The following is a 25,376-nucleotide window of genomic DNA, read 5'->3' as shown; positions in this document are numbered from 1 at the left end:
ATTTACTTAGTGAAAGCTTTTCTTATTAATGTCCACCTAAATATGCCTGTCGTACTTCTTCACTTGTTTGTAGATCATTTGCTGAACCAGAAAGTACTACTCGTCCTGTTTCAATTACATAACCCCGACTTGCAACAGACAATGCCATATTAGCATTTTGCTCTACTAGTAAAACAGTAGTGCCTTCTTGATTTATATCTTTTATTACTTCGAAAATCGTTTTAACCATTAATGGTGCAAGACCCATCGAGGGTTCATCTAATAATACAAGCTTTGGTTTTGCCATAATTGCTCGGCCCATAGCGAGCATTTGTTGTTCTCCACCTGAAAGCGTACCAGAATGTTGTTTTTTTCGCTCTAATAGTCTCGGGAAAATCTCGTAAACCTTTTGCATATCCGAATGAATTCCCGCTTTGTCTTTTCGCAAAAAGGCACCTAACTCTAAATTTTCTTCAACCGTTAAATTTGCGAATACACGACGACCTTCAGGAACGTGAGAGATACCTGATTTTACGATTGTTTGTGCTTGTTTACCGGAAATTGAACTATTCAAAAATTCTATTTTTCCGTTTTTAGGCTTTAACAGACCGGAAATTGTTTTCAGAAGGGTACTTTTTCCAGCCCCATTGGCCCCGATAAGAGTCACAATCTCCCCTTCATTTACTTCAATAGTTACATCTCTTAACGCTTGGATATTTCCATAAAACACATCAATATTTTCAATTTTAAGCATTGTCATCGTGAACTTCCTCCCCTAAATACGCTTCAATAACCTTAGGATGGTTACGGATCACTTCTGGTGATCCTTCAGCAAGAAGTTGACCATGATCTAATACGTAAATTCTTTCACAAACACCCATAACTAAATTCATATCATGTTCGATAAGTAAAATGGTTAGATCGAATTTATTACGTATAAATGCGATTAAATCCATTAAATCCTTCGTTTCCTGAGGATTCATACCAGCAGCTGGCTCATCTAGCAAAAGAAGTTGAGGTCCAGCAGCTAATGCACGAGCGATTTCTAATCTCCGTTGCTGACCATAAGGAAGATTTTTTGCCAGCTCATCTTTGTATTTGTCTAGGCTAAAAATTTTTAGAAACTCAATTGATTTTTCTTCCATTTCTAGTTCGCCTTTAAAATGTGATGGTAACCGTAAAATAGAACTTAAAATAGAGTGTTTCGCAAGTGAATGATAGGCAACTTTTACATTGTCTAACACAGATAAATCATTAAACAGTCGAATATTTTGAAACGTACGACTTATCCCTTTTCTAGTGACTTTATATGGTGCTAAACCGTTTATACGTTCTCCAGCGAATAAGATGTCCCCTTCTGTCGGCTCATATACGCCTGTTAGTAAGTTAAAACTTGTAGTCTTCCCTGCACCATTTGGTCCGATTAAACCAACTAATTCGCCTTGATTTAATACCATATTTAAATTTTGAACAGCTTTTAATCCACCAAATTGAATTCCTGCATTTTTCACTTCTAATAAAGGTTTATTTGCCATGTTGACCGCCTCCTTTTGGCGTTCTCCATAATTTGAAGTAATCCGTAATTTCCATCGTACCCATTAATCCTTTTGGGCGATATAACATCACTAAGATTAAAACGAGACTATAAATAATCATTCGAGTCTCTGGATATCCTTGAAGATAAGTAGATACAACTGTCAGCAAAATTGCTGAAAGAACTGCTCCTGAAAGACTTCCCAGTCCGCCCAGTACGACGAAAATTAATATATCAAAAGACTTCAAGAAGCCGAATTGACTTGGTTGAATGATATAGAAGTTATGGGAATATAATGCTCCCGCTACACCAGCAAAGAATGAGCCTAGCGCAAATGCAATTACTTTATAGTATGTAGTGTTAATACCCATCGCATCTGAAGCAATTTCGTTTTCTCTAACGGAAATAGCTGCAATACCGTGGCGTGAATTTGTAAAATTAACTATTACTATTATCGTAACTACCAAACAAACAAATGCATATGTCCAAGTTGTTAGATGGGTTACCTGCATTCCAGCTGCACCGCCAACATAATCAACATTTAAGAAAACAATTCGAATTATTTCAGCAAAACCAAGAGTAGCGATTGCTAAATAATCCCCTTTTAATCTTAAACTTGGAATACCAACTATTAAACCAGCTAATGCAGCTACAATTCCACCAACTATAATTGCAACTATAAAGGGAAGATGTAATTTCATCGTGACAATGGCAGATAGATAAGCACCTACCGCTAAAAATCCAGCATGCCCTATCGAAAATTGCCCTGTGATACCTATTACCAAATGTAGGCTGACTGCTAAAATTATGTTAATGGCAATTAAAATAAGAGTATTAGAATAAAATTGATTCATTATTCCATTTGAAATAAGAACTTGGACAACTACATAAACTAATACCGCCGCAATAACAAATGGCCAAAACTGTTTTGACTTTTTCATAATTATGTATCACCTACACTTTCTCTCGTGTATTTTTACCAAAGATTCCAGATGGTCTGAAGATCAGAATTAATATTAAAATGACGAATGCTGCAGCATCTCTCCATAACGAGAAACCTAACGCACTAACAAACGTTTCAACAACTCCGAGCACCAATCCCCCCACCATGGCCCCAGGTATTATACCAATACCTCCAAGAACTGCAGCGACAAATGCTTTCACTCCAGGGATAACACCCATTAGCGGATCAATCTTTGTATAATATACACCAAAAATAACACCAGCTGCTCCTGCTAAAGCAGAACCAATTGCGAAAGTAGCAGAAATAGTATTATCAACATTAATACCCATTAATTTTGCTGCTTCTGTATCATGGGAAACAGCGCGCATCGCTTTTCCAGTTTTCGTTTTATGTACAATAAACTGCAATAAGATCATTAATACAACAGAAACTGAAAGAATAAGAATAGATTGAATGCTAATTTGGGCACCTAAAAATTGAAATGAACGATTAGAAAATACATCTGGGTATGCTTCTGGTTGAGCCCCTCTAATATAAATTACACCGTATTCAATCAATAACGAGACTCCAATTGCGGTAATAAGTGCTGCAATTCTTGTTGCATTTCGTAAACGTTTATAGGCAATACGCTCTATAATTACTCCAAATAACGCACATGCTGCCATTGATACAATAAGTGCAGGAAAAAATCCTAACCCAAATACAGTAATCGAATAAAATCCAATGAAAGATCCAACCATGAACACATCTCCGTGTGCAAAGTTAATCAATTTAATAATGCCGTAAACCATCGTGTAACCGAGGGCAATTAATGCGTATATACTTCCGAGTGAAATACCATTAATCAATTGCTGTATCCATTCCATCATGTTTCACTCCTTTAGTTCAAAGTTACAATTATTTTAGAAATAGAAAAGGAGGGATATAATCCCCCCTCTATATTACATACTACCCTTAAGGATTAACTTTCACTTTAAATTTTTGATTTCCATCTACAAATTCAATAATTGTTGCAGATTTAATCGGATGATGAAATTCATCAACAGAATATAATCCTGTAGCTAGTGGTAAGTTATCAGTTGCTTCAATAGCTTCTTTAATTTTTGTACCATCAGTAGAACCAGCACGTTCAATTGCATCTTTCAATAAATAAACTGCATCGTACCCAAGTGCATGGAATGAGTTAGGCGCTTTTCCGTATTTCTTAGTAAAACTGTCCGCAAACGCTTTCGCTTTTCCATCTGGATCTTCTGAAGAATATGCAGTAATAATGTACGTGTTATTTAGTGCTGCTGCTCCAGCTAGGTCAACGATTGTCGGAGAATCCCAACCATCAGCACCCATTAGTGGAACTGTAATTCCTAATTCACGAGCTTGTTTAACGATTAACCCAACTTCTTCATAATATCCAGGGATAAAGATGAAGTCCGGATTTGCAGCTTTAATACGTGTAAGTGTTGAACGGAAGTCAGTATCTTTTGCAACATAAGATTCTTTTGCAACAATTTTACCTCCTGCAGCTTCAAAGTCTTTAATGAAAGAAGAAGCAAGACCTTTCGCATAGTCACTTGCATTATCCGCGTATACCGCTACATTTTTCACTTTCAGGTCATTCGCAGCAAAGTTTGCAGCAACAGTTCCTTGGAAAGGATCAATAAATGCAGCACGGAATGTAAAAGGATTCACTTTGCCGTCTTCTCCTACAGTTACAGTTGTACTAGTACCAGAAGGTGAAATCATTGGCGTTTTAGTGTCAGTAGCAATTTGTACTTGTGCAACAGAGTTTCCACTTGTTGCAGCTCCAATAATAGCAGTAACTTTATCTTGACTCGTTAGTTTAATAGCAGCGCTTGTTGCTTCCGCTGCGTCCGATTTATTATCAACTTTGATCAATTCGATCTTTTTACCGTCTATACCACCAGCTGCGTTGATTTCTTCTACAGCTAAATCGATAGCCTCAGCTTCGGATGAACCGTATGATGCTACAGCTCCTGAAAGCTCAAGATTGGCCCCTATTTTAATCGTGTCCCCGCCTTTTGAACTTCCTTCATCTCCACTTGAACATCCTGCAAGAATTCCTGCTAAAAGAGATGTTGCAAGAAAAAGTGATGCAAATTTCTTTGTCTTCATTAATTTACCCCCATTGTCATTGTTTGATAGTTTCAAAAAATATAAGCTACACTACTTTTCTTTTTCTAAACTAGTTTGCCTAAGAAACTATCAATTTATTATGTAGAACAATCTCATTGTAAAACAAAGTTTTAATTCAGTCTATACTAATTTTTCCCTTAATTTTAAAATTTCCGACAATAATTTAATATAGTATTTTGATTCAACACTAAAGCCCTTGGTATCACTCTATTTCTTGAAGTTTCGAGAGGCTAAATATACGATTTTCGATATCAAAATATTATTATTTTTTTTAAGCAAAATGGTTCATTCTATTATTCTCACTAATTAAATAGACAATATTTGAAATCAAATTATTAAATGACTGTTTTTACTTTTCTGTCACTTATATATATACTAGATGATAGTTCGATATCCGTAATAAAAAGGAGAGATAAAAATGGTTAAAAGTTTACCAAGTAGATCTGAAGTACCAATAGAGGAAACATGGAATTTGAAGAATTTGTTTGAATCGGAAAAAGATTTTAATACATCTTTGAAAGAGATAGAGGAAGAAGTAAATTTATTTGAAGGAAAGTTCAAAGGAAAAATTGATAATACCGTGATCATAATTGAAGCATTAGAAGAATATGCTGCTATTTTTGAAAAACTAGTCCCAAGTGGGACATATGCTAGCCTATCTCTAAGTACAGACCAAACGAACACAGAAGCACAACTTCGTAGCAGTAAATTTGCAACGCTTTCTGCAAAAGTAAATAGTAAGTTATCTTTTGTTAATAGTGAATTAGTAGAACTACCAAATGAGGTTCTTCAAAAAGCAATTGAAGATAGCACTTCATTTCAAAACTATTTACAAAAGCTTTTAGTTAAAAAACAATATCAACTGCATCCGGAAGTAGAAAAAACTCTTGCAGCTTTTTCTTCTACCTTCAATGGACCATACAAGTTGTATGATACGACTAAAATGTTAGACATATCTTTTGAAAATTTCGAAGTAAACGGATCCTCTTATCCATTAAGTTATGTACTATTTGAAAATGATTGGGAAGCAGAATCCGACACAGAAGTGAGGCGTTCAGCTTTCAACGCTTTTTCTAGCAAACTAAAAGAATACCAACATACAACTGCAAAAACATACGATATGCATTTACAAATCGAAAAAACGACTTCGGATTTAAGAGGATACAATTCTATTTTCGATTACTTATTGTTAAATCAAGAAGTCGACCGCACATTATATGATCGCCAAATAGATCTAATCATGAAAGAGCTTGCACCGCATATGCAAAAATATGCAAAGCTTCTTCAGAAAGTGCATGGTTTAGATAAAATGACATTTGCTGATTTGAAAATTTCATTGGACCCAACGTACGAACCAAAAATCACCATCGAAGAATCAAAAAAATATATCGAAGACGCTCTTGGTGTTATGGGTGAAGAATATTTAGAAATGGTTGAACGCTCATATAAGGAACGTTGGATCGATTTCGCACAAAATACAGGTAAATCTACCGGCGCGTTTTGTTCTAGCCCATTTGGAAATCACCCTTATATCTTAATATCTTGGTCAAGTAGAATGAATGAGGTTTTCGTTCTTGCACATGAGCTAGGACATGCAGGTCACTTCTATCATGCAAATAAAGAACAAAATATATTTAATGCGCGCCCTTCCTTATATTTTATCGAAGCGCCTTCTACTATGAATGAAATGCTTGTTGCTAATCATTTATTGAAAAACTCAAATGACCCTAAATTTAAACGATGGGTTATTTCTTCTATCGTCGCTAGAACGTACTACCATAACTTTGTTACACATTTACTAGAGGCAGCGTATCAACGGAAAGTTTACCAACGAATTGATGAAGGACTGCCAGTTAATGCACCTATTTTAAATGAATATAAACGAAGTGTATTAGAAGAGTTTTGGGGAGATGCTGTAGAAATTACAGAAGGTGCCGAGCTCACTTGGATGAGACAACCTCACTACTATATGGGCTTGTATCCTTACACATATAGTGCAGGGTTGACAATTTCTACGCAGGTTTCCAAGCGAGTTTTAGATGAGGGACAAGTTGCAGTAGATGAATGGACCGAAGTATTAAAAGCTGGTGGTACAAAATCTCCTGTAGAGCTTGCAAAAATGGCCGGAGTGGATATTACAACTGAAGAACCATTGCGAGATACGATTGCTTATATCGGTGCTTTAATAGATGAGCTAGTCTCACTTACGGATGAAATTGATAGTAAGTAAGAAAAACGAAAGCGTCCTTTAAGTGCACCTAGTCTTCTCTATTTCTAGCGTGCTTTGGACGAAACATTTGCTACACTATTACCGCAGGAATTTTTGTGGATGGAGAAGTGACTGCGTCACTTCTCCATCCACTTTTTTTCGATAATCTTGTGGCGGATGTTTGTCCGTCGACCGGATGAATTATGTAAAGACAGAGTGCATTAGGTTTGGTTAATGAGAGATTAGATATTTTCCTAATTCTTTTAAAAGCGGACGAAGATAGATTTCATCCGCTCACCGCTTCTTTATCACTGGATGCTATCTATTTTTCTCTAGTACCACCTTCTCTAATTGTCCGCCTACAGCGGAAATCAACCAGTTCACGGCATACTTTCTATAAAAAAAAAAAAAGACTGTAGACAAACCGGATTTTTACCGAGTTTGTCTACAGCCTGAGCTAGACCGGCGACGGTTTAGCTTTCTTTTACCACTTTTACTCTTTTCACAAATAAAGATAATACTAAGGCAACTATTGTTACAAAAGTAGCGATGAGGAATGTGTGTTCAATTCCTTCTAACATAGCCTTCATGCCAATATCGATTTTAAATTGTGCAAGTCCTTCTGCGCTAGTAGGCATTTTGCCCGCTGCTGCTGCATCGGCTGCAAGAGTTTTTGCAGTCGATTCCATTTTCGAGTTCATAATCGTTAGGAAAATAGCAGTACCAATTGCGCCTGATACTTGTTGTAATGTATTATTCGTAGCAGTACCATGTGGATTCATCTTCATTGGTAACTGATTTAAACCATTTGTCATAATTGGCATCATAACCATGGACATACCAAGCATACGAATAGTATAAATGAACATTATATAATAGTAACTTGAATCCATGCCTAAATGACTCATCAAATAAGTTCCAATTGTAGTAATTGATAAACCAGTAATCGCTAAAACTCTTGCTCCATATTTATCGAAGAGTTTTCCTGTAATAGGTGACATAATCCCCATAGCAATTGCTCCTGGAAGCATCAATAATCCAGAATGGAATGGTGAAATACCTCGAATTGTTTGCACATAAAGTGGTGTTAAAATCATCCCAGAAAACATTGCAGCAGATACAACGATCGAAATGATCGAAGACAAAGCAAACATTGGATGTTTGTATATTCTAACATTCAATAATGGCTCTTCTAATCTTAATTGTCTCCAAACGAAAAGGATGATGGAAACGAATCCAAGTATGATTGTTCCGTATACAATCGGAGCATCCCATCCTTTATCCCCTGCTGTACTAAACCCGTATAAAAGTGACCCAAATCCTATACTTGATAAAATAAGTGAAAATATATCTAACTTTACATCTCGATTAGGTGTGATATTCCGTAATTTAAAAATAGCTAATAGCAAAACAATTACTGCAAATGGCAGAATAATTTCAAATAATGCTCTCCATTGGTAATGTTCTAAAATAAATCCTGATAATGTTGGTCCAATTGCTGGCGCTAGAATCATAACTAGTCCGAACATCCCCATCGCTGCTCCACGACGTTCGATCGGGAATGCAGTTAACATAACATTCATCAATAATGGCATCATCATTGCAGATCCTACCGCTTGAATCATTCTTGCTGCGATTAAAACTCCAAATGCTGGCGCTACTGCAGCTAATATTGTACCTGCTGTAAAAAAGACCATTGCTGTAATGAATAGTTTTCTATTCGTGAATTTTTGAACAAAAAACGCACTAGCCGGAATTAGTATCCCGTTTATGAGCATATATCCTGTAGTCAGCCATTGAACAACGGATGGCTTCACTTCAAATTCTTTCATGATTGTCGGTAAAGCTACATTTAATAGCGTATTATTCAAAAACGCAATGAACGCTCCTACAAAAAGGATTGCAATCATTGCATATGGCGGTTTGTGTTGCATTTCTTTCATTAATTTGTTCCTCCTACTATATTAAGCTTTTATTTTAGCCCTGTATTATAACACTTTGACTATTTTATACTCATAGTTCAAAAAAAGCAAATATAAATTCCTTATCCAATAAAAAAATTGATAAACATTGATATAACGGTTAATATATGAATTATACTACGAGTCTAAAGGTGATAAAAAACATGATCACAAAAAAAAGAAATGTTTTATTAGCAGCGCAACGCCTATTTATAGAAAAAGGTTTTAGATCTACTTCTGTACACGATATTATCGAAGAAGCAAAAATTTCTAAAGGTACTTTTTATAATTATTTTTCCTCTAAAAACGAATGTATCATCGCAATAATTGAAAATGCTAAAGAGGAAACACTGATTAAGAGACGAGAATTACATACCCAACACAATGTTTCGAATATAAACACATTAATTGAACAAATGTCTATTCGAATGAATATATATCGAGAATATAATTTATTCCCTCTTTTTGCATCTATTATTCATTCTCAGGATGTTGAACTTCGGGATCTTATTAAAAAGAATTATTTTGAAGAAATAAATTGGCTTTCGAAACGATTAGAGGATGTCTTCGGCGATCAAACAAAAGATGTAGCAATAGATTGCGCAGTCCTTGCTCTAGGAATGATCCAACAATTACAGCACCCATGGATAAAATTAGAAGATATTTCTTTTGAACAATTAATTAAATTTGTCTTGAGACGAATTGAATCTATCATTTTCGAAATGGCGAGAACCAATGATTCCCTACTTAAGCAAGCCTATTTTGAAATTCAAACGGAAGATACACTAATTACTAAACAACAAGTAATAGATGAATTAGAAAACTTTTACTTAGCGCATAAAAATAATATACAGAATAATGAGCAGCAAGCGATTGAATTTATTCTAGAAGAGTTACCAAAAGAAAAACCAAGAATTTTTCTTTTAGAAAGAATTATACCTTCCCTTTCAGAAGCCTTCGCTGGATCGACATTTGAAAAAAAGACTAATTCAATCCTAACCAACCTTTGGGAACTGATTGATTCATGGGGAGTTGAGAGAAGTTGAATGAAAAAATAATTAAACAATATCAGGAGGATGAGAACATTATGATTCATTTATTTGCGCAGTGGTGTGTTAATCATGATATTAATGCAGCTACATTGTATAAGAATGCATATTCCCATCAACATGATAATGGAATACTTTTAAATATTATAGAAGAAACGGAAAAAGATAGTTTACAAGTGGACACTGAAACAGTTATTCATGTACTCCAGTTATTCGGGAATGAAGATTTAGCATTTGAAGTGTCAAAAGCTGCGCTTAACTTTTAAAAACCATCTATTTAAAGATGGTTTTTTTATTGGAAAAATCCGTATTCAACCTATTATCAATATAATTATTAAAACTGAATCAATTTCATAATTCAAATTTAGAGCATAAAACACGAACAATATTAAAATGAAATGAGATATGTATAATATATTCATCATAAACTAACATGATTTCCGCTATAGGCAGACGCTTTCCGCGGGGTGAGCGATGAGCCTTCACCTCCGCATTCGCGTCGTTTGTGATGGCTCATCTGTCTCACTCATCCCGCTGGAGTCGCTGCCTGTCGCTCCAATCAACAAATTGAGTATTGTTCGTGTTTTAATAATTAAATACTATTTATGAAGTTAACTCAACTAAGTAAATTTTAAGTAAATTCCACTGAAATGTTATGCAATCCTGTACAATATATGTTAACAAGGGGGAATAAATTGAGATGAGTAAATTTACAAAACAAGAAAATAGCTGGGCTATGTATGATTGGGGCTCTTCTGCATATTCCATTATAATTACAACAGCTGTTTTCCCTATCTTTTATAAGTCTTCTGCTACTGATGCAGGAGTAAGTGCAGCTAACTCCACAGCCTACTTAGGCTATACAATTGCTATCTTCACATTCATTTTAGCTATGATTGGACCAATTTTAGGATCTATTGCAGATTATCGTGGAATGAAGAAGAAATTTTTCAACTTTTTCTTATTACTAGGAATTTTATTTACCGCATTACTTGCTATCATACCATTCGATAATTGGATGCTTTTGTTAATCTGTTACACAATTGCGGCACTTGGAGCAACTGGTTCAAATGTTTTTTATGATGGCTTTATCGTAGATGTAACAACCGATAAACGAATGCACGAAGTATCTTCAAGAGGTTATAGCTTAGGATATATTGGTAGCACTATACCATTTTTAATTAGTATTATTATTATTTTGCTAGCTAGTAATGAAGTAATCCCTATTTCAAGTATTACCGCAAGTCGAATTTCATTTATAATTACTGCAATTTGGTGGGTTGTGTTTTCAATTCCAATGATAAAAAATGTTCATCAATTACACTTTATCGAACGAGATGGAAATCAAATTGTTCAAAGTTTCAGACGTTTAGGGAAAACATTTAAAGAAATTCGGAAATATCGAGCATTATTTCTTTTTCTACTAGCATACTTTTTTTATATTGATGGAGTTGGGACAATTATTAATATGTCTACAGCTTATGGGACAGATTTAGGACTAGATACAAATAGCCTGTTAATCATTCTTTTTGTAACTCAAGTAGTAGCTGCACCCTTCGCGATCATTTTCGGTAAACTTGCAGGAAGATTTTCAGAAAAGAAAATGCTTTATGTCGGAATATTTATCTACATTATTGTTTGTTCTTATGCATTCTTCTTAAAAACAGTTATAGATTTTTGGATTTTAGCCATGTTAGTCGCAACATCCCAAGGCGGAATCCAAGCTTTAAGCAGATCATATTTCGCTAAACTAATACCGAAAAAAAATTCGAACGAGTTTTTTGGATTTTATAATATCTTTGGCAAATTTGCTTCCATTATGGGTCCTTTACTTGTTGCGATCACGACTCAATTAACTGGAAAATCTAATTATGGTGTTTTCAGCTTAATTATTTTATTTGTTATTGGTATTATACTATTATCTCGAGTTCCCGAACCAACACCAAGTGCAGTTGTCGAATAAATACGTTCTGCTTCAACCATTTTCTAAAAGAGAAATAGTATAAGAGAGTAGTAGAGAATCTCTGCTACTCTCTTATATATGTATAACTATCCTCATTGTCTTAATAACGCTTTCTCACCATCAAGGATGTCGTAATACCAACAGTGACCACAGTAATACAAGAATTGAATAATGAAACTGTATCAACAATAATACTCCCCACAATTACGACAAAAATATCCATAAAAAAAATACATAAGCCTGGATTCACTTTCAACAAATCTGAGATCATTTGTGCGAACAAATCCGTTCCACATATAGTAGTATCCAATTGAAGCATTAAGCCTATTCCAAAACCTACTAAAACACCCCCGCATGTAGCTCCTATTATCCCATTTGGCACTATCTGTTCACCCAAAATATGTAAAGGATATAAAAAATCAATAATTAAGGAGGAAATCAGTAACCCATGAATCCCATTGTAAAAAAAGGAACGATAATTCGTCCAAGCAACAAGAAAAATTGGTGCGCTTATACATATAATTGCAAGTCCCACTTTTACATCCAATAAATAATGTATGATTAACCCTAATCCAATACCCCCACCATCTAATAGATGAAAAGGAACTAAAAAGAAGTTTATGCCAACTGCAACTAAAATACTTGCTATTAATATAATAAGAGACTTCTTAAAATACATGCTTCCCACCTTCCTGCTTATACATATATATGTTTAGAGGAAGAAAAAAACACAGGAAAATTGATCCTGTGTTTTACAAATTAGAATTCATGTAAATTATTTTGGTTGAGCAAATGTCGCAGGCATCACTACAGCTATAACTTCTCCTTTTGCACAAAGGGTATCTCCTGCAAAAACTTCTGTTGTCACTTTCCATTTCTTTGGATGAATTTCTTCAACTGTTCCTATGGCCTTTAAAGACACTTTTTGAGGAGTCGGTTTTAAGAAATCTACATGTAGTGAACCAGTCACAAAACGTGGTGGACTCTCTCCACTACCTGGCTCATATCCATTTTTACGGTGTAGAGCAAGAGAAGCTGAACCTGTCCCATGGCAATCAACTAGTGCACCTATCAGTCCACCATATACAAATCCGGGAATAGCAATATGTTCTTCTCTCGGTTCGTAAACTGTTTCCGTTCGGTCTCCATTCCAATAGGTCCGAAAATGATAACCCCCTTCGTTCAATCTTCCACAACCGTAACACCAAGCAAAATCATCTGGATATTCATCTTGAATTGCTCGAATATTTTCTTCCATCAAGCATACCCCCCTTGTTTGTTGGATTAATTATATAATACTTCTCTTCTATCAAGAAATACAGGAATTCTATTTCGTACTTCCTCTACTTCTGTTAAATTAATATCTACAATTTGAACTGCTTCTTCATTTCCACCTGTCCATAAAATTTCTCCCCAAGGTGCGATAACCATCGAATTCCCATCAAAGAAATTGTTTGGATCACTGCCGACTCGGTTGACTGCGACAATAAAAATTTGATTTTCGATTGCGCGTGCTTGCAGTAGAATTTTCCAATGATCAATTCGTTTATCTGGCCATTGAGCTGGAATAAACATGACCTTGGCACCATTTAGCGCATGAACTCTAGTCCATTCAGGAAAACGTAAATCATAACAAATGATTCCACTCATTTCCGTGCCATCTACCGTAAATAAGTTCTTTTCATTACCTTCTTCCAAATAAAGATGTTCATCCATTAATTTGAATAAGTGCGCTTTGTTATATTCAGCAATTATGTCCCCGTAATCATTCGTTACATACATTGTATTATAAAACTTGTTTCCTTTTTTAGTAGAAACTGATCCTCCAATTATATAAATACTTAGTTCCTTGGATAACTCGGTAAAAAGCTTTTTTGTGTCTTGTCCTTCCACATCGGCTATTTCCTCGAGTCTTGTTAAATCGTACCCTGTGTTCCACATTTCAGGTAATACGACAACTTTTGCACCAAAAGATGCCGCTTCTCTCACCTTTCCTTTTACATTGTGAAAATTTTCTTCTGGCTTACCAAACGCAATATCTAATTGAACACATGCAACTTTCATTTCGCCACCACCTATAGACATATTACTAAAAAGATTATAAGATTTGTCTAATCTATGCAACTATTAAGAAAATGAGGGATTGTACATGGAATTTTCAAATCGATTAAAAAGTTTACCTACTCAATTTTTTGCAACACTTGTTCAAAAAGTATCACGTGCTGTGGTGGAAGGAAGAGATATCATTAACCTTGGACAAGGAAACCCAGATCAGCCGACTCCACAGCATATTATAAAAGCATTGCAGGATGCAGCAGTAAATCCGCAGTCACATAAGTACTCCCCTTTCCGAGGAATTAACGAATTAAAACAGGCAGCCGCAGACTTTTATAAAAGAGAATATGATGTAAAAATTGACTCAGATACAGAAGTAGCAATTATGTTTGGAACGAAAATTGGACTCGTGGAATTACCACTGGCGATGATGAATGAAAACGATTTAATGTTACTGCCAGATCCAGGATATCCGGATTATTTATCTGGTGTAGCATTAGCAAATGTTCGTTTTGAAACAATGCCGCTATTGGAAGAAAACAATTATTTGCCAGATTACAATAAATTAACAACAGAACAAAAAATGGAAGCTAAATTAATGTATTTAAATTATCCTAATAACCCAACAGGTGCCACTGCTACGAATGAATTTTTTGAAGAAACAGTTGCCCTTGCAAAGGAATCCGACATTGCGATTGTTCATGACTTTGCATATGGAGGAATCGGTTTTGATGAAAAAAAACCAGTTAGCTTTCTACAATCAGAAGGTGCAAAAGACGTGGGCATTGAAATGTATACTCTTTCAAAAACTTATAATATGGCTGGATGGCGCGTTGGTTTTGCAGTCGGTAATCCTAAAATGATAGAGGCAATTAATATGATTCAGGATCATTTATTTGTAAGTCTATTCCCTGCTATTCAATCTGCAGCTGCGTCCGCCCTAAACGAAAGCCAGCAATGTGTAGATGAATTGGTAGCGTTGTATGAAGGAAGAAGAAATGCATTAGTGGAAGCTTGTTCCAAAATCGGATGGGATGTGAAAGCGCCTCAAGGCTCTTTTTTTACATGGCTTCCTGTCGCAAAAGGATACACAAGCGAAGAGTTCGCAGATTTACTATTGGAGAAAGCTGATGTTGCAGTTGCTGCTGGAAATGGTTTTGGTACATACGGCGAAGGTTATATTCGTGTTGGTTTATTAGTAGATGAGGATCGTTTGGTTGAAGCAATCAATCGAATAGAAAAACTGAAGTTGTTTTAATTAGAATAGAAGTATCTCTTAGATCGAATGAGTTTGCATTCGGTCTTTTTTCAAGTATATATGGTGACTAAAAAGTGGTATGATAAACTGTAGTTGTTAAATAAAGTAGGTATAATAAATGGTAAAACGATTAGTAGTAACTGGTTATAAAGCACATGAGTTAGGTATTTTTAATGATTCTCATCCAGGTATACCCATCATAAAAAAAGCAATTAAAAATCAATTACTTGTATTGATCAATGAAGGATTAGAATGGATTATATTAAGTGGACAACAAGGTGTCGAAACATGGACGGCGGAACTTGTTTTGGAAATGAAAGAAGAATATCCTAATTTAAAATATGCAATTATTACTCCATTTTTAGAACAAGAGAAAATTTGGAATGAGCTGAAACAAGAAAAATATCGAGCTTTACAACATCAAGCTGATTTTCAAACAAGTCTCACAAAAAAAGTTTATGAGGCTCCTTGGCAATTTATTGAAAAAAACAAGTTTTTTCTTCGAAATTCGGATGGCATTCTTATCGTGTATGATGAAGAAAATGATGGTTCTCCGAAATACACGAAAAAAATTGCTGAACAATATGCTGAAAAAAAAAATTACCCTATTTTTATAATCGATGCATATGACCTTCAACTAATGGCAGAGGAAATCGCAGAAGAAGAGAGGAATAATTATTTATGATAACAAAAAAAATAATTAAAAAGATCGAAGAAGCAACTAGCAATGACGTGGAATTATTAGTAGAAGAAAAACAATATGCTGATAAACACTCTTTACTTGCAGATGGACAAAATATCGTTTTGATAGATAAAAACAAGCAATTTTCAAAGGCAAATATCGAACGATTCAATAAAGAAACAGATGAGCTTATTTCTAAAGATACAGTAGAATTTTTGAAATCTCCAATAGTTTACTTTAAAGAAAAACAAAATGAGTATTTGTATTTGGAATCTGATAGTTTTGATGTCATTAATGTGGATGCTATAGCATTAGAATTTGATGAAGTATTTGAAGTATACACTGCAATGTTTGGCTTAGCACTTCAAAAGAAATTTGGACCATCTTTACACGAGTATCTAAAAGAACACTTTCACACTGAAATCATGAACTATAGCTTAATGTTTTCGGGAGAAGACGGATTATGGGAAGTTAATCTCCCTTTAAATTATTTAAAAGACTTTAGCGAAGACTTTACGTTGGAAGAAACTTTGCATCATTTATTCTCCTTCATCTTTTCGTTAGTCGAAGCAACTGAAAATTAATGCAATTATAGAAACAATCATGAATAATAAAACATTCATGATTGTTTTTAATTTCACGATTATTTTGTTTGTTTTGGCGCCTGGCACTTGTAATCACTGTCACTTGTAATCACTTGTAATAATCATGTATAACTTCACTTAAACTTGCCAAACTAACGAGGATGTTTCATCACATTTTCTATAAGGAGGAAAATTTGGAATGACTCAAAACCCATTTGGTCAAGCTCAAGGTCAAACGCATCAAAATATGCAAACTGGAAATGTTACTCAACAAATGAATCATGGTGGACATGAATTATTTGATCTTCACGAAACTTTATCTTGTGTTGTAGCTGGTTTAAATTTAAAAACAATCCTACGCCCTCTCGTTAAAGACCAAGAATTGCTGAGTATTTTAGATCGTCAATATACATTTGGAGTAGATGAATACAATATAATCGTCGAATCTTTCAAAACAGGAAAAGACCCTTCTCACCCCACTTCCAGCTATAAAATGCAAACGGGTAACGACTTTATTTACGGGATTAAAGCCTCACAGCCTAAAAAGCCAATGCAAAACGCTAATGAAATTACAGATGAGATGATTTCCGGTTATTTACTTGGTTCAGCAAAAACCTCTGCCACAACTAAAACTTCTGCATCTTTAGAAACTACAAATCCAGTCGTCCGAAGAGTTCTTGCAGATTCCATTCCAAACTGCATTGAAATGGCTTATGAACTTTCCATTTATCAAAACAAACACCACTACTACCAAGTTCCACAACTAGATCAACAAAACATGCAGGCATTGCTCAATTCTTTCGCACCTGTTCAAGGACAAACGATGAATAAAGTACAATAAAATTTTCTCGTCCCTAATCAATAGGGGCGAGTTTTATTGTTTCTTCCACAAATTAACGTATAATTTGAACTAAGTACTTATCGAAGAAAGAAAAGGTGATAGTCATGCGAGTAGCAATTTTCGATTTTGATGGCACATTGTATGCAGAAGAAACATTCAAACTGCTTATGAATCATTTGAAAGAACATCCCATTTACCGGACAAAATATAAACGTTTTTATAGAGCAATCGTTCCACCTTATCTTGCGAATAAATTGAAGCTTTATCCAACTTCAAAAATGAAAGAACTTTCGATGCAATTGTATTTAAAAGCTTTTGAAGGAATATCTGCATCCGAAATGGATAGTTATTTTGAGGAATTAAAGGAGAAAATGCAGAAGGATTTTAATGCAGAAGTTGTTTCCAGATTAGAAAAACATCAAGCAGAGAACATACATATATTACTCGTTTCAGGTGCTTATACACAGTTTTTAAATCGTGTTACAGCAGGAATCTCTTTTGATCATATTATTGGTACAGATATACCTTATAAAGAAAATAGAGTGGATACGCAAACTCGTATTATCCATGTGAATGGTACACAAAAATCTAAAAATATTATAGAAGCTTTAGACGGTAGACAAATTGACTGGGAAAACAGTTATGCTTATGGGGATAGTTACTCTGATTTACCAGTACTGAATCTAGTTGGAAATCCCGTTGCAGTAAAACCAGAAGATAAACTGAGAAGTGTCGCAAAAGAGCGTGGTTGGGAGATTATTTAACCTATAGTCGCTGTTAAATTTACATGTTGAAATTTATACAATAAAATATGTAACTCCAAATAAAATGGGGTCCCCTTCCAAGTTCAACTTTAGAATTGAGATAATTAGTAAACCTTATATTCATTTACTAATCAAAGTTTTGATTGTATCAATGACCGCACTTGGTTCATCATTCTGTATGTAATGTGCACTTTTTCCGCAATAATTAGTTCACTTTGAGTAATAGCTTTTGAAGATCGTTTTCACTTTTTCTTCAAAAAGTTGAAGATTTATCGGTGAAAACAATTGCACAATTGATGTTTTTCGTATAATAATGTCCATGATTAGTTCCTTTATTAGTGGATTTGGAAAGGTTTACACCTGACCTTATCCATTATAAAGGTCTTTTTCTTTGTGTAAATTTAGATTATTGAAATTTAAGTGTTTTTAACGTTACATTAAAATTAATGCACTGCAAGATCTCCCCTTTCATTCTGATTAGCTTTAGTATAAAAACACATTTGGAGAAAGGGACACCGCTCCAATTTAGTTTGGAAAGATTCTTTATCAACTTTTATCTTAAGAATACAAAAAGGAATCAATTACTCACTACAGGGTATACTATAGTTCAAATAGAATTATACGTCTGGATGCATTTTTTACCATAATTCAATCTATTGCAATGAGGTGTATTTGTGTGGATAAGAGTAATTGTGATTTTTCACCACTAAAAGAAAAATTAAAAAAAGGGCTAGAAAACATTTCGATAGAGGTTAATATTGGCTTAAAAACATTGGAAGAAGATAACTTTTGTCTATTAGGAAAACTCGCTACAATCAAAGAACAATTTGAAAAAGCAGAAGCTATGGCAGCATCATTTTACTTAAACTGTTATTTGTCTCCATTTACTGATAAGTATTTAGATATCTCTACTTCTATCCAACATCTTTCTAATCAAAGACATGGGGCTCTAATTGTGATTGAACGTGAAAACTATCTGGATTCTTTCATACGCCCCGGTACTCCAATAGGAGCTATGTTAACACATTCATTATTAGAATCCATCTTTTATCCCGGAAACCCTCTTCATGATGGGGCTGTTTTAGTGCGTAGTAATCATATATTTTCTGCAGCAAATGTTCTCCCTTTATCGAACGTAGTTGTCGGCGAAAAAAAACTCGGCACACGTCATCGAGCTGCATTAGGTTTATCAGAAAAAAGTGATGCTCTTGTTATAGTTGTTTCAGAAGAGACAGGAAGAGTTTCTTTTGCTATGGACGGTGAGCTCCATCCAATTATTACGACCAGTTCTTTACTAGTCTAAACTTAAGATAATGGAGCCGGGTTTAAAATTCAGGATTCCATATTAAACTAAACTCCAACCTAAAAACCTGTCGAGATTTTCTCATCACAGGTTTTTTCTTATTTATATAAGCTACTCCACTTTACTTAGGATATTTTACCCTCTCAAATAGAAAAGGTTCTATTACTAAAAATTAGATTGCTCAGTTAATGCATTCTTCAAATTTCAATGAATTTCATAACATTTTATCGTATCTAATAAACATGAAAATTTTTTTTAAAATTTATCAGGTTCGTCTATAGCCATTCATATTTTTGACATAACATAATATTAAGGATGTAATCTAGTAATTCTTAATATTTACTATAGGAGGTGAAAATATATGAGTAATGGATATGGCGGTAGCTGTGGCGAAAACTATAGCTCTGGCGATAGTGGCATGGGATCATCTTTTGTATTAATCGTTGTATTATTTATTCTCCTTATCATTGTAGGAGCAACAATGTGGAATGGTTAAGAAGAATAGTAAAAGAATTCTTTCGAAAATACTATTAATCAAGTTTGGAAGTTGATTTTCTTGGAGGATTAGGATAGTTGGTGGAATCATTCAGGAAACAATGTTCTTCAGGTCAATGTTGGCAATCCTTCTATGTGTGTTTGCTAATTTGTATGCGTTAAATAATACCTTGAATAATTTGTGATGAGCATCAAAAAAAGTTTTTTCTATAAGCCCTTAATTAGTTAAGCTCAAGGAAAAATGAAGTGACTGTTTAGTTCGAGATTTCCATACAATGTTAGATTCAAACTCATCATAATACCTGTCGAGATCCACTCTCCACAGTTTTTTTCCGTTTACTCTTTTCACTTTTGGACATATTCATCGAATTATAACATTTCATCTTATGCTTTCCTTTTACTTTAATTATCTCAATTAATAAGTCAAACAAATTCTCTATTCCTAACACAGTAGTCCAAGTAAATTCAAACTTGTAACATAAGATAACTTTAAGGATGTAATCTAGTAATCCTTAATCTCAATATAGGAGGTGATATATATGAGCTATGGAAATGTAGGTGGCTATGGCGGTGGATCATATAGCAACACAGGATCTAGCTTTGTATTAATTGTCGTATTGTTTATTCTCCTTATCATCGTAGGTGCTTCTTTTATGAATACTTACTAATCTTTATGTGGTGAATAATATTCGATTTTTTTCTTCATTGAGTATTACCACCACGAATAGTAAGGATAAAGGGCAGGTTCAAGCGATCTGCTCTTTATTATGGAACTTTGAAGAAAGATTCGATTACCAATATAAGGTAGTAGTCTTTGCGCGGATCCAATGGATACACAAATCATAGAAAAGAGAGATATAATAGAGTCGTTTGTAATGAGAAATATGGGACGTCGGGTTATGGTAAGAGAAAGAATGGGTAGAAGACATATCGGAATGATAGATGGTATTGTTCCGGGAAGAGGTATGTTTATACGCAATCGCTTTAGAAGAATATTTTTGCCTTTCTTCTTAATCGCAACTCTATTTTTAATATAAAATAAACCTAGATAGTGATTAGTACCTCAATATCACACAATTGATACCTTTTATACCTTCACCTACAACTTTGTTCTTCTATTTGTTAAACACGGTTGTAGGTGAAAATTTTGATAAACCTCATCTCGATAGGTTAATTTTATTTATCATTTGCTTTTCAAAAATATGTTTACTTCCGCATTAAACATTTCTGCCTCTTCTAAAAACGGGTAGTGATTACTTTACATCATGTTTTCCACAAATAATTAACGTTGGCGTGGAAATAAGCTGCAATTTCCTTGTAAAATCAAATATATGCAATTCTCGAGCAAAAAAAATCAGTTCTAATTGCAGTCATTTTTTTATGGATATTCTTCGAGAATAATTTATTATTTTTGCTTGTATCGTATAAAGAAAGTGAAGTTCTTTCAATTGTTAGCTCTTTTCTATTCATCTCCGAGAGATCCGGACGTTTGAAGATTTCCATAAGCTTTTTATGAAAATTTCAAAGATACCACGAGAAGTATGTAATAATGTTTAATCCCAATTTGTCATAAAGTTCTCCTTTGGAATTATTATGACACTATATTCTACATGTAATGAATAATTACTTTCAAAATATTCATAAGATCGTGTGATCTAAAAAGTAAACAGTAGCTTTTTGGTGAATCCTTTTATCTACTATAAAGTTTAGAATCGAACATTAATGTTTTTATCTTGTAAATAAGATTTGATCTCAGAAATTGAGTAATCACCATAATGAATCATGGAAGCAACAAGCGCTGCATCTGCTTTGCCATCTGTAAATACTTCTTCGATATGCTCAAGCTTACCTGCTCCACCTGAAGCGATGATTGGAACATTTGTTTTTTCAGAAAGTAATTTGATCAACTCTACATCATAACCATTTTTCATACCGTCTTTATGGATGCTTGTACAAATGATTTCTCCTGCGCCAAGTTCTGTTGCTTGTTGTGCCCATTCGACAACATCCAATCCAGTTTTTTCATGTCCGGAATGTGTGTATACTTCCCAACGAATAATTTCGTTTTCATCATTGTAAATAGGCATAGCATCTAATCCTAAAACAACGCATTGCTTACCATAAACTTCAGCAGCTTCACGAAGTAACTCTGGTCTCTGAACTGCCGCAGAATTTACACCTACTTTGTCAGCCCCCGCTCGAAGTAAACGTTTAAAATCATCAATTGTTCGTACACCACCTATAACTGAAAAAGGGATAAATACTTGCTCTGCCACTTTACGAATCCACTCAATTTTTAAATCTTGATTTTTCAATGAAGCAGTTGTGTCTAGATAAATTAATTCGTCTGCTCCATCTTCCGTATACTTTTTACCCAGCTCTGCAGGATCCCCAATAATAGTTGGATTTCTAAACTGTATGTATTTCACAGCTTTATCATTCAACACATCGATTGCTGGAACTATTCTTTTTCTAAGCATTTATATTACTCCTCATTTACAGTAATTTTCTAATAATTGAATACCATACTTCCCACTTTTTTCAGGGTGAAACTGCACGCCCATTACTTGTTGATTGCCAATTACACTTGCAAAATCTATACCATAATTGGTTGAACCCAATACATCTTTTTCATTCCCTGTTTTTGCAAAATAAGAATGAACAAAATAGAAATCTGTATTATCAGGTATATCATTAAACAAAAAATGCTGTTGAACATCTTTCACTTGATTCCAACCCATATGTGGTATTTTTTCTGAGTCCTCTTTAAACTCTGGTACTTTTCCTCTCAGAAAACCTAAACAATCCACATTGCCTTCTTCACTTGATTCCAAAAGTAGCTGCATCCCTAAACAAATACCTAATAGAGAGGTTCCTTTTGCAACCTGATCTCTTAAATAATCGCTTAAACCGGATTCATTTAACACATCCATGGCAACTTTTGCATTCCCTACACCAGGTAATATTAATTTTGTAATCGACTCATCATGATCAGTTGATTTCGTTATGAGTTTAGTTTCATAACCTAAACGAGCAATTGCTTTCAACACACTATGTAAATTTCCTGCTCCATAATCTATTATGCCAATCATGCTCTTGCCTCCATTTTTAATATGTTTTTATTATGCCATCTAAAAGTAAAAAACAAAACAAAAACTTTAGTACACTAGCACATTAAAATTAGCTATTGAGTATATTACAGGTGCCAGGCACCAAAACAAACATGTTATTCGTGATATTCACGAAAATTAAAACAAACATGAAAATCGTGAATTTCACGTTTTTCATGTTTGTTTGTTTGTTTGTTTGTTTGTTTGTTTGTTTAAAAACAATAAATTATTTTACTTTGTTATAAAATTCAACGAAATTATTTACTACTGAATCAAGAAAACCGATTGTACCTTCTTCCGTTAGTTCGTTTTGCTCATTCATTTTTGTATGAATTGCGCCAATATATACTTCATTATTTGGAAGCAATTTTGGTTGTAGTGTTGGGTTTGAAATGATTTCTCTTAAATGCATTTGTGCACGAACGCTTCCTAGTACCCCCATTGAAGAACCAACGATAAAAGTTGGCTTGTCTTTCATGTCATGACCACTACGAGACATCCAGTCAATCGCATTTTTCAAAGCACCAGGAATAGAGAAGTTGTATTCCGGTACTGCAAATAAAACTGCATCTGCATTGCGAACCTTTATTTTAAAATCCATAGCCCCTTTTGGAGGATTTTCTTCAATATCTGCACTAAACATTTCTACGTCATTAATAGATACGATTTCGATATCTAATTGCTCCGAATAACGATCTTTCATGTATTTTACAAGCTTTAAGTTATAAGATTCTTTTCTATTGCTTCCTATTATTGCAGCTACTTTAATTGCCATATGTAATTTCTCCTCTTTCCAATTCCATTTGATTAATAAAATGCTAATAAATTTTAACAAAATATCACATTTGGTAGTATACCACTAAGTCTAAAAATTATGCTTATACATTGCTCAGAAAAATTTTAACAAAAAAATCGAGCCTTTTAATCGAATCGATTTTTACAGATGTGTTACTGGTGCCAGGCACCAGTAACAACTCTGTAACAATTCGAGACTTCTGATTTGTTACATATTTTAGAATTATCTAAATAAATATGGTGATTTACCACTGTGGTGTGTTAAAATGTATAAATATTTAATATATTGGAGGTTGGCAACATTATGATGCAAGTAGCAGATATGAAATCAATTCAAGTAGAAAATGTGCTAATTGCACATCAGTTTTTAAAAGATGTAGTGGTCCACACACCATTACAAAAAAACGAATATTTATCCGAAAAATACAATTGCACAGTTTATATTAAAAGAGAAGATTTACAGCATGTTCGCTCTTTTAAACTACGTGGAGCATACTACAAAATAAAGACAATTGAGAATGAGGCACGTGAGAAAGGTGTAGTTTGTGCTAGCGCTGGTAATCACGCACAAGGCGTTGCATATGCTTGCGCACATTTAAGAATAACAGCCAAAATATTTATGCCTCTCACTACACCAAAACAAAAAATTGACCAAGTGATAATGTTTGGACGTGAATTTGTTGAAATTATACTCTCTGGCGATACTTTTGATGATTCAGCACAAAGCGCAACAGCTTATGCTGAAGCAGAAGATCGAATGTTCATCCACCCTTTTGATGATCGGGATATCATCGCTGGACAAGGAACAGTTGCAGTAGAAATTATGAATGATATTGACGTGCCAATTGATTTTGTATTTGGTAGTATAGGAGGCGGCGGATTAATATCTGGGATTTCTACTTATATAAAGAATCTCTCACGCCAAACGAAAATTATTGGTGTAGAACCAGCTGGTGCTGCCAGTATGAAAGCAGCTCTAGAAAACAATGGCCCTATTGCGCTTGATTCAATCGATAAGTTTGTAGATGGTGCCGCTGTAAAATGTGCAGGGAATCTCACGTATGAAGTTTGTAAGAAATATATAGATGATATTGTGCTCGTTCCAGAAGGAAAAGTTTGCACAACCATTTTAGACTTGTACAATAAGCATGCAATTATCGCTGAACCTGCTGGTGCACTTCCTATTGCAGCACTTGATTTTTATGAAAATCAGATAAAAGGAAAAACAGTAGTATGTATTATAAGTGGAGGAAATAACGATATTGGTAGAATGCAAGAAATTAAAGAAAAGTCTTTAATGCATGAAGGTCTCCTTTACTACTTCATCGTAAACTTTCCTCAAAGAGCTGGAGCTTTACGTGAATTTCTAGATAAAGTACTAGGTCCAAATGACGATATAACAACATTTGAGTACACCAAGAAAAATAATAAAGAAAGTGGTCCTGCACTAGTAGGAATTGAATTGAAACATAGTAATGATTATATGGCACTTATTTCTCGAATGACTGAGAATGATTTTTCTTATAAAGAAGTAAACAAAGATAGTACGCTTTTCGAACTTTTAATTTAAGTATATCCATACAAACCCTTGTGATATCAATACTTTTCAAAGGGTTTTTTCTTTGTTTCTACATAAGTTTTCGAAATTGTCGAAAACTTATGCCGCTTCATTACTAGCA

26 protein-coding genes are annotated in these 25,376 nt (G+C 34.3%); 14 read left to right on the top strand and 12 right to left on the bottom strand.

The window, feature by feature from the left end; all coding sequences use genetic code 11:
• Positions 1–25 precede the first annotated feature (25 nt).
• The 5 genes from ACEPXD_RS07795 to ACEPXD_RS07775 all read right to left on the bottom strand — a co-directional run bounded on the left by ACEPXD_RS07795 (position 26) and on the right by ACEPXD_RS07775 (position 4,607).
• Positions 26–733 (bottom strand): ABC transporter ATP-binding protein, encoded by a 708-nt coding sequence (locus ACEPXD_RS07795; RefSeq protein ID WP_391123096.1) that lies wholly within the window; start codon positions 731–733, stop codon positions 26–28.
• Positions 726–1,514, bottom strand: a complete 789-nt coding sequence (locus ACEPXD_RS07790) for an ABC transporter ATP-binding protein (protein ID WP_391121956.1) — start codon at positions 1,512–1,514, stop codon at positions 726–728. The genes ACEPXD_RS07795 and ACEPXD_RS07790 overlap by 8 nt, the downstream gene beginning before the upstream one ends.
• Positions 1,504–2,454, bottom strand: coding sequence for a branched-chain amino acid ABC transporter permease (locus tag ACEPXD_RS07785; protein ID WP_391121954.1), 951 nt, complete (start codon positions 2,452–2,454; stop codon positions 1,504–1,506). Before ACEPXD_RS07785 ends, ACEPXD_RS07790 begins: the two co-directional genes overlap by 11 nt.
• Before the next feature lie 13 nt (positions 2,455–2,467).
• Positions 2,468–3,343, bottom strand: coding sequence for a branched-chain amino acid ABC transporter permease (locus ACEPXD_RS07780; protein ID WP_391123093.1), 876 nt, complete (start codon positions 3,341–3,343; stop codon positions 2,468–2,470).
• 88 nt (positions 3,344–3,431) lie between these two features.
• Positions 3,432–4,607, bottom strand: a complete 1,176-nt coding sequence (locus ACEPXD_RS07775; RefSeq protein WP_391121951.1) for an ABC transporter substrate-binding protein — start codon at positions 4,605–4,607, stop codon at positions 3,432–3,434.
• A 439-nt stretch (positions 4,608–5,046) separates the two neighbouring features.
• Here ACEPXD_RS07775 and pepF point away from each other — a divergent pair, with 439 nt between their 5' ends.
• Positions 5,047–6,858 carry an oligoendopeptidase F gene (gene pepF / locus ACEPXD_RS07770; protein WP_391121948.1) on the top strand — a complete coding sequence of 604 codons (1,812 nt, stop codon included), beginning with the start codon at positions 5,047–5,049 and terminating at the stop codon, positions 6,856–6,858.
• A gap of 452 nt (positions 6,859–7,310) precedes the next feature.
• Here pepF and ACEPXD_RS07765 read toward each other — a convergent pair whose 3' ends face one another.
• Positions 7,311–8,780, bottom strand: coding sequence for a DHA2 family efflux MFS transporter permease subunit (locus ACEPXD_RS07765; protein ID WP_391121945.1), 1,470 nt, complete (start codon positions 8,778–8,780; stop codon positions 7,311–7,313).
• A 182-nt stretch (positions 8,781–8,962) separates the two neighbouring features.
• On the opposite strand from ACEPXD_RS07765, the gene ACEPXD_RS07760 reads away from it, so the two are divergent.
• From ACEPXD_RS07760 to ACEPXD_RS07750, 3 genes are all read left to right on the top strand, one after another.
• A complete protein-coding gene (locus ACEPXD_RS07760; RefSeq protein WP_391121942.1) occupies positions 8,963–9,844 on the top strand; it encodes a TetR/AcrR family transcriptional regulator in 882 nt (293 codons plus the stop codon).
• Entirely contained in the window at positions 9,841–10,113 is a 273-nt protein-coding gene (locus tag ACEPXD_RS07755; protein WP_391121939.1) for a hypothetical protein, read from the top strand. Before ACEPXD_RS07760 ends, ACEPXD_RS07755 begins: the two co-directional genes overlap by 4 nt.
• Before the next feature lie 434 nt (positions 10,114–10,547).
• A complete protein-coding gene (locus tag ACEPXD_RS07750; protein ID WP_391121936.1) occupies positions 10,548–11,810 on the top strand; it encodes an MFS transporter in 1,263 nt (420 codons plus the stop codon).
• A 100-nt stretch (positions 11,811–11,910) separates the two neighbouring features.
• On the opposite strand, the gene ACEPXD_RS07745 is transcribed toward ACEPXD_RS07750, so the two are convergent.
• From ACEPXD_RS07745 to ACEPXD_RS07735, 3 genes are all read right to left on the bottom strand, one after another.
• A complete protein-coding gene (locus ACEPXD_RS07745; RefSeq protein WP_391121933.1) occupies positions 11,911–12,489 on the bottom strand; it encodes a YitT family protein in 579 nt (192 codons plus the stop codon).
• Positions 12,490–12,585: 96 nt separating this feature from the next.
• Entirely contained in the window at positions 12,586–13,068 is a 483-nt protein-coding gene (locus ACEPXD_RS07740) for a PaaI family thioesterase (RefSeq protein WP_391121930.1), read from the bottom strand.
• A gap of 26 nt (positions 13,069–13,094) precedes the next feature.
• The gene (locus ACEPXD_RS07735) at positions 13,095–13,874 is read right to left on the bottom strand and encodes a carbon-nitrogen family hydrolase (RefSeq protein WP_391121927.1); all 780 of its coding nucleotides are present in this window, start codon (positions 13,872–13,874) and stop codon (positions 13,095–13,097) included.
• 85 nt (positions 13,875–13,959) lie between these two features.
• On the opposite strand from ACEPXD_RS07735, the gene ACEPXD_RS07730 reads away from it, so the two are divergent.
• The 9 genes from ACEPXD_RS07730 (at position 13,960) to ACEPXD_RS07690 (ending at position 20,829) form a co-directional block, all read left to right on the top strand.
• Complete coding sequence (locus ACEPXD_RS07730) at positions 13,960–15,123, top strand: pyridoxal phosphate-dependent aminotransferase (protein ID WP_391121924.1); 1,164 nt, start codon at positions 13,960–13,962, stop codon at positions 15,121–15,123.
• Positions 15,124–15,241: 118 nt separating this feature from the next.
• Entirely contained in the window at positions 15,242–15,808 is a 567-nt protein-coding gene (locus ACEPXD_RS07725) for an SLOG family protein (RefSeq protein WP_391121921.1), read from the top strand.
• Positions 15,805–16,389 carry a branched-chain amino acid aminotransferase gene (locus ACEPXD_RS07720; protein WP_391121918.1) on the top strand — a complete coding sequence of 195 codons (585 nt, stop codon included), beginning with the start codon at positions 15,805–15,807 and terminating at the stop codon, positions 16,387–16,389. The genes ACEPXD_RS07725 and ACEPXD_RS07720 overlap by 4 nt, the downstream gene beginning before the upstream one ends.
• Before the next feature lie 199 nt (positions 16,390–16,588).
• The gene (locus tag ACEPXD_RS07715; protein ID WP_391121915.1) at positions 16,589–17,230 is read left to right on the top strand and encodes a spore coat protein; all 642 of its coding nucleotides are present in this window, start codon (positions 16,589–16,591) and stop codon (positions 17,228–17,230) included.
• A 104-nt stretch (positions 17,231–17,334) separates the two neighbouring features.
• The gene (locus tag ACEPXD_RS07710) at positions 17,335–17,994 is read left to right on the top strand and encodes an HAD family hydrolase (protein WP_391121912.1); all 660 of its coding nucleotides are present in this window, start codon (positions 17,335–17,337) and stop codon (positions 17,992–17,994) included.
• A 676-nt stretch (positions 17,995–18,670) separates the two neighbouring features.
• On the top strand, positions 18,671–19,297 hold the full coding sequence (gene cdaS / locus ACEPXD_RS07705) for a sporulation-specific diadenylate cyclase CdaS (RefSeq protein ID WP_391121909.1): 627 nt from the start codon (positions 18,671–18,673) through the stop codon (positions 19,295–19,297).
• A 361-nt stretch (positions 19,298–19,658) separates the two neighbouring features.
• On the top strand, positions 19,659–19,793 hold the full coding sequence (locus ACEPXD_RS07700) for a YjcZ family sporulation protein (protein ID WP_391121906.1): 135 nt from the start codon (positions 19,659–19,661) through the stop codon (positions 19,791–19,793).
• 538 nt (positions 19,794–20,331) lie between these two features.
• A complete protein-coding gene (locus tag ACEPXD_RS07695) occupies positions 20,332–20,460 on the top strand; it encodes a YjcZ family sporulation protein (RefSeq protein WP_391121903.1) in 129 nt (42 codons plus the stop codon).
• Between the two features lie 159 nt (positions 20,461–20,619).
• The gene (locus tag ACEPXD_RS07690; RefSeq protein ID WP_391121900.1) at positions 20,620–20,829 is read left to right on the top strand and encodes a hypothetical protein; all 210 of its coding nucleotides are present in this window, start codon (positions 20,620–20,622) and stop codon (positions 20,827–20,829) included.
• Between the two features lie 669 nt (positions 20,830–21,498).
• On the opposite strand, the gene hisF is transcribed toward ACEPXD_RS07690, so the two are convergent.
• The 3 genes from hisF to ACEPXD_RS07675 form a co-directional block, all read right to left on the bottom strand.
• Positions 21,499–22,272: an imidazole glycerol phosphate synthase subunit HisF gene (gene hisF, locus ACEPXD_RS07685; RefSeq protein ID WP_391121897.1), complete on the bottom strand. Its 774-nt coding sequence runs from the start codon at positions 22,270–22,272 to the stop codon at positions 21,499–21,501.
• A 12-nt stretch (positions 22,273–22,284) separates the two neighbouring features.
• Positions 22,285–22,884 carry an imidazole glycerol phosphate synthase subunit HisH gene (gene hisH / locus ACEPXD_RS07680; protein WP_391121894.1) on the bottom strand — a complete coding sequence of 200 codons (600 nt, stop codon included), beginning with the start codon at positions 22,882–22,884 and terminating at the stop codon, positions 22,285–22,287.
• Between the two features lie 244 nt (positions 22,885–23,128).
• A complete protein-coding gene (locus ACEPXD_RS07675; protein WP_391121891.1) occupies positions 23,129–23,677 on the bottom strand; it encodes an NADPH-dependent FMN reductase in 549 nt (182 codons plus the stop codon).
• A 327-nt stretch (positions 23,678–24,004) separates the two neighbouring features.
• On the opposite strand from ACEPXD_RS07675, the gene ilvA reads away from it, so the two are divergent.
• A complete protein-coding gene (ilvA, locus tag ACEPXD_RS07670) occupies positions 24,005–25,267 on the top strand; it encodes a threonine ammonia-lyase IlvA (protein WP_391123090.1) in 1,263 nt (420 codons plus the stop codon).
• The last annotated feature ends 109 nt before the right edge of the window (positions 25,268–25,376 follow it).

Source organism: Psychrobacillus sp. L3 (genome assembly GCF_042945595.1).
GTDB lineage: Bacteria > Bacillota > Bacilli > Bacillales_A > Planococcaceae > Psychrobacillus.
Note: the sequence above shows the minus strand (reverse complement) of the source record. Positions and strands in the feature narration are given on the sequence as shown.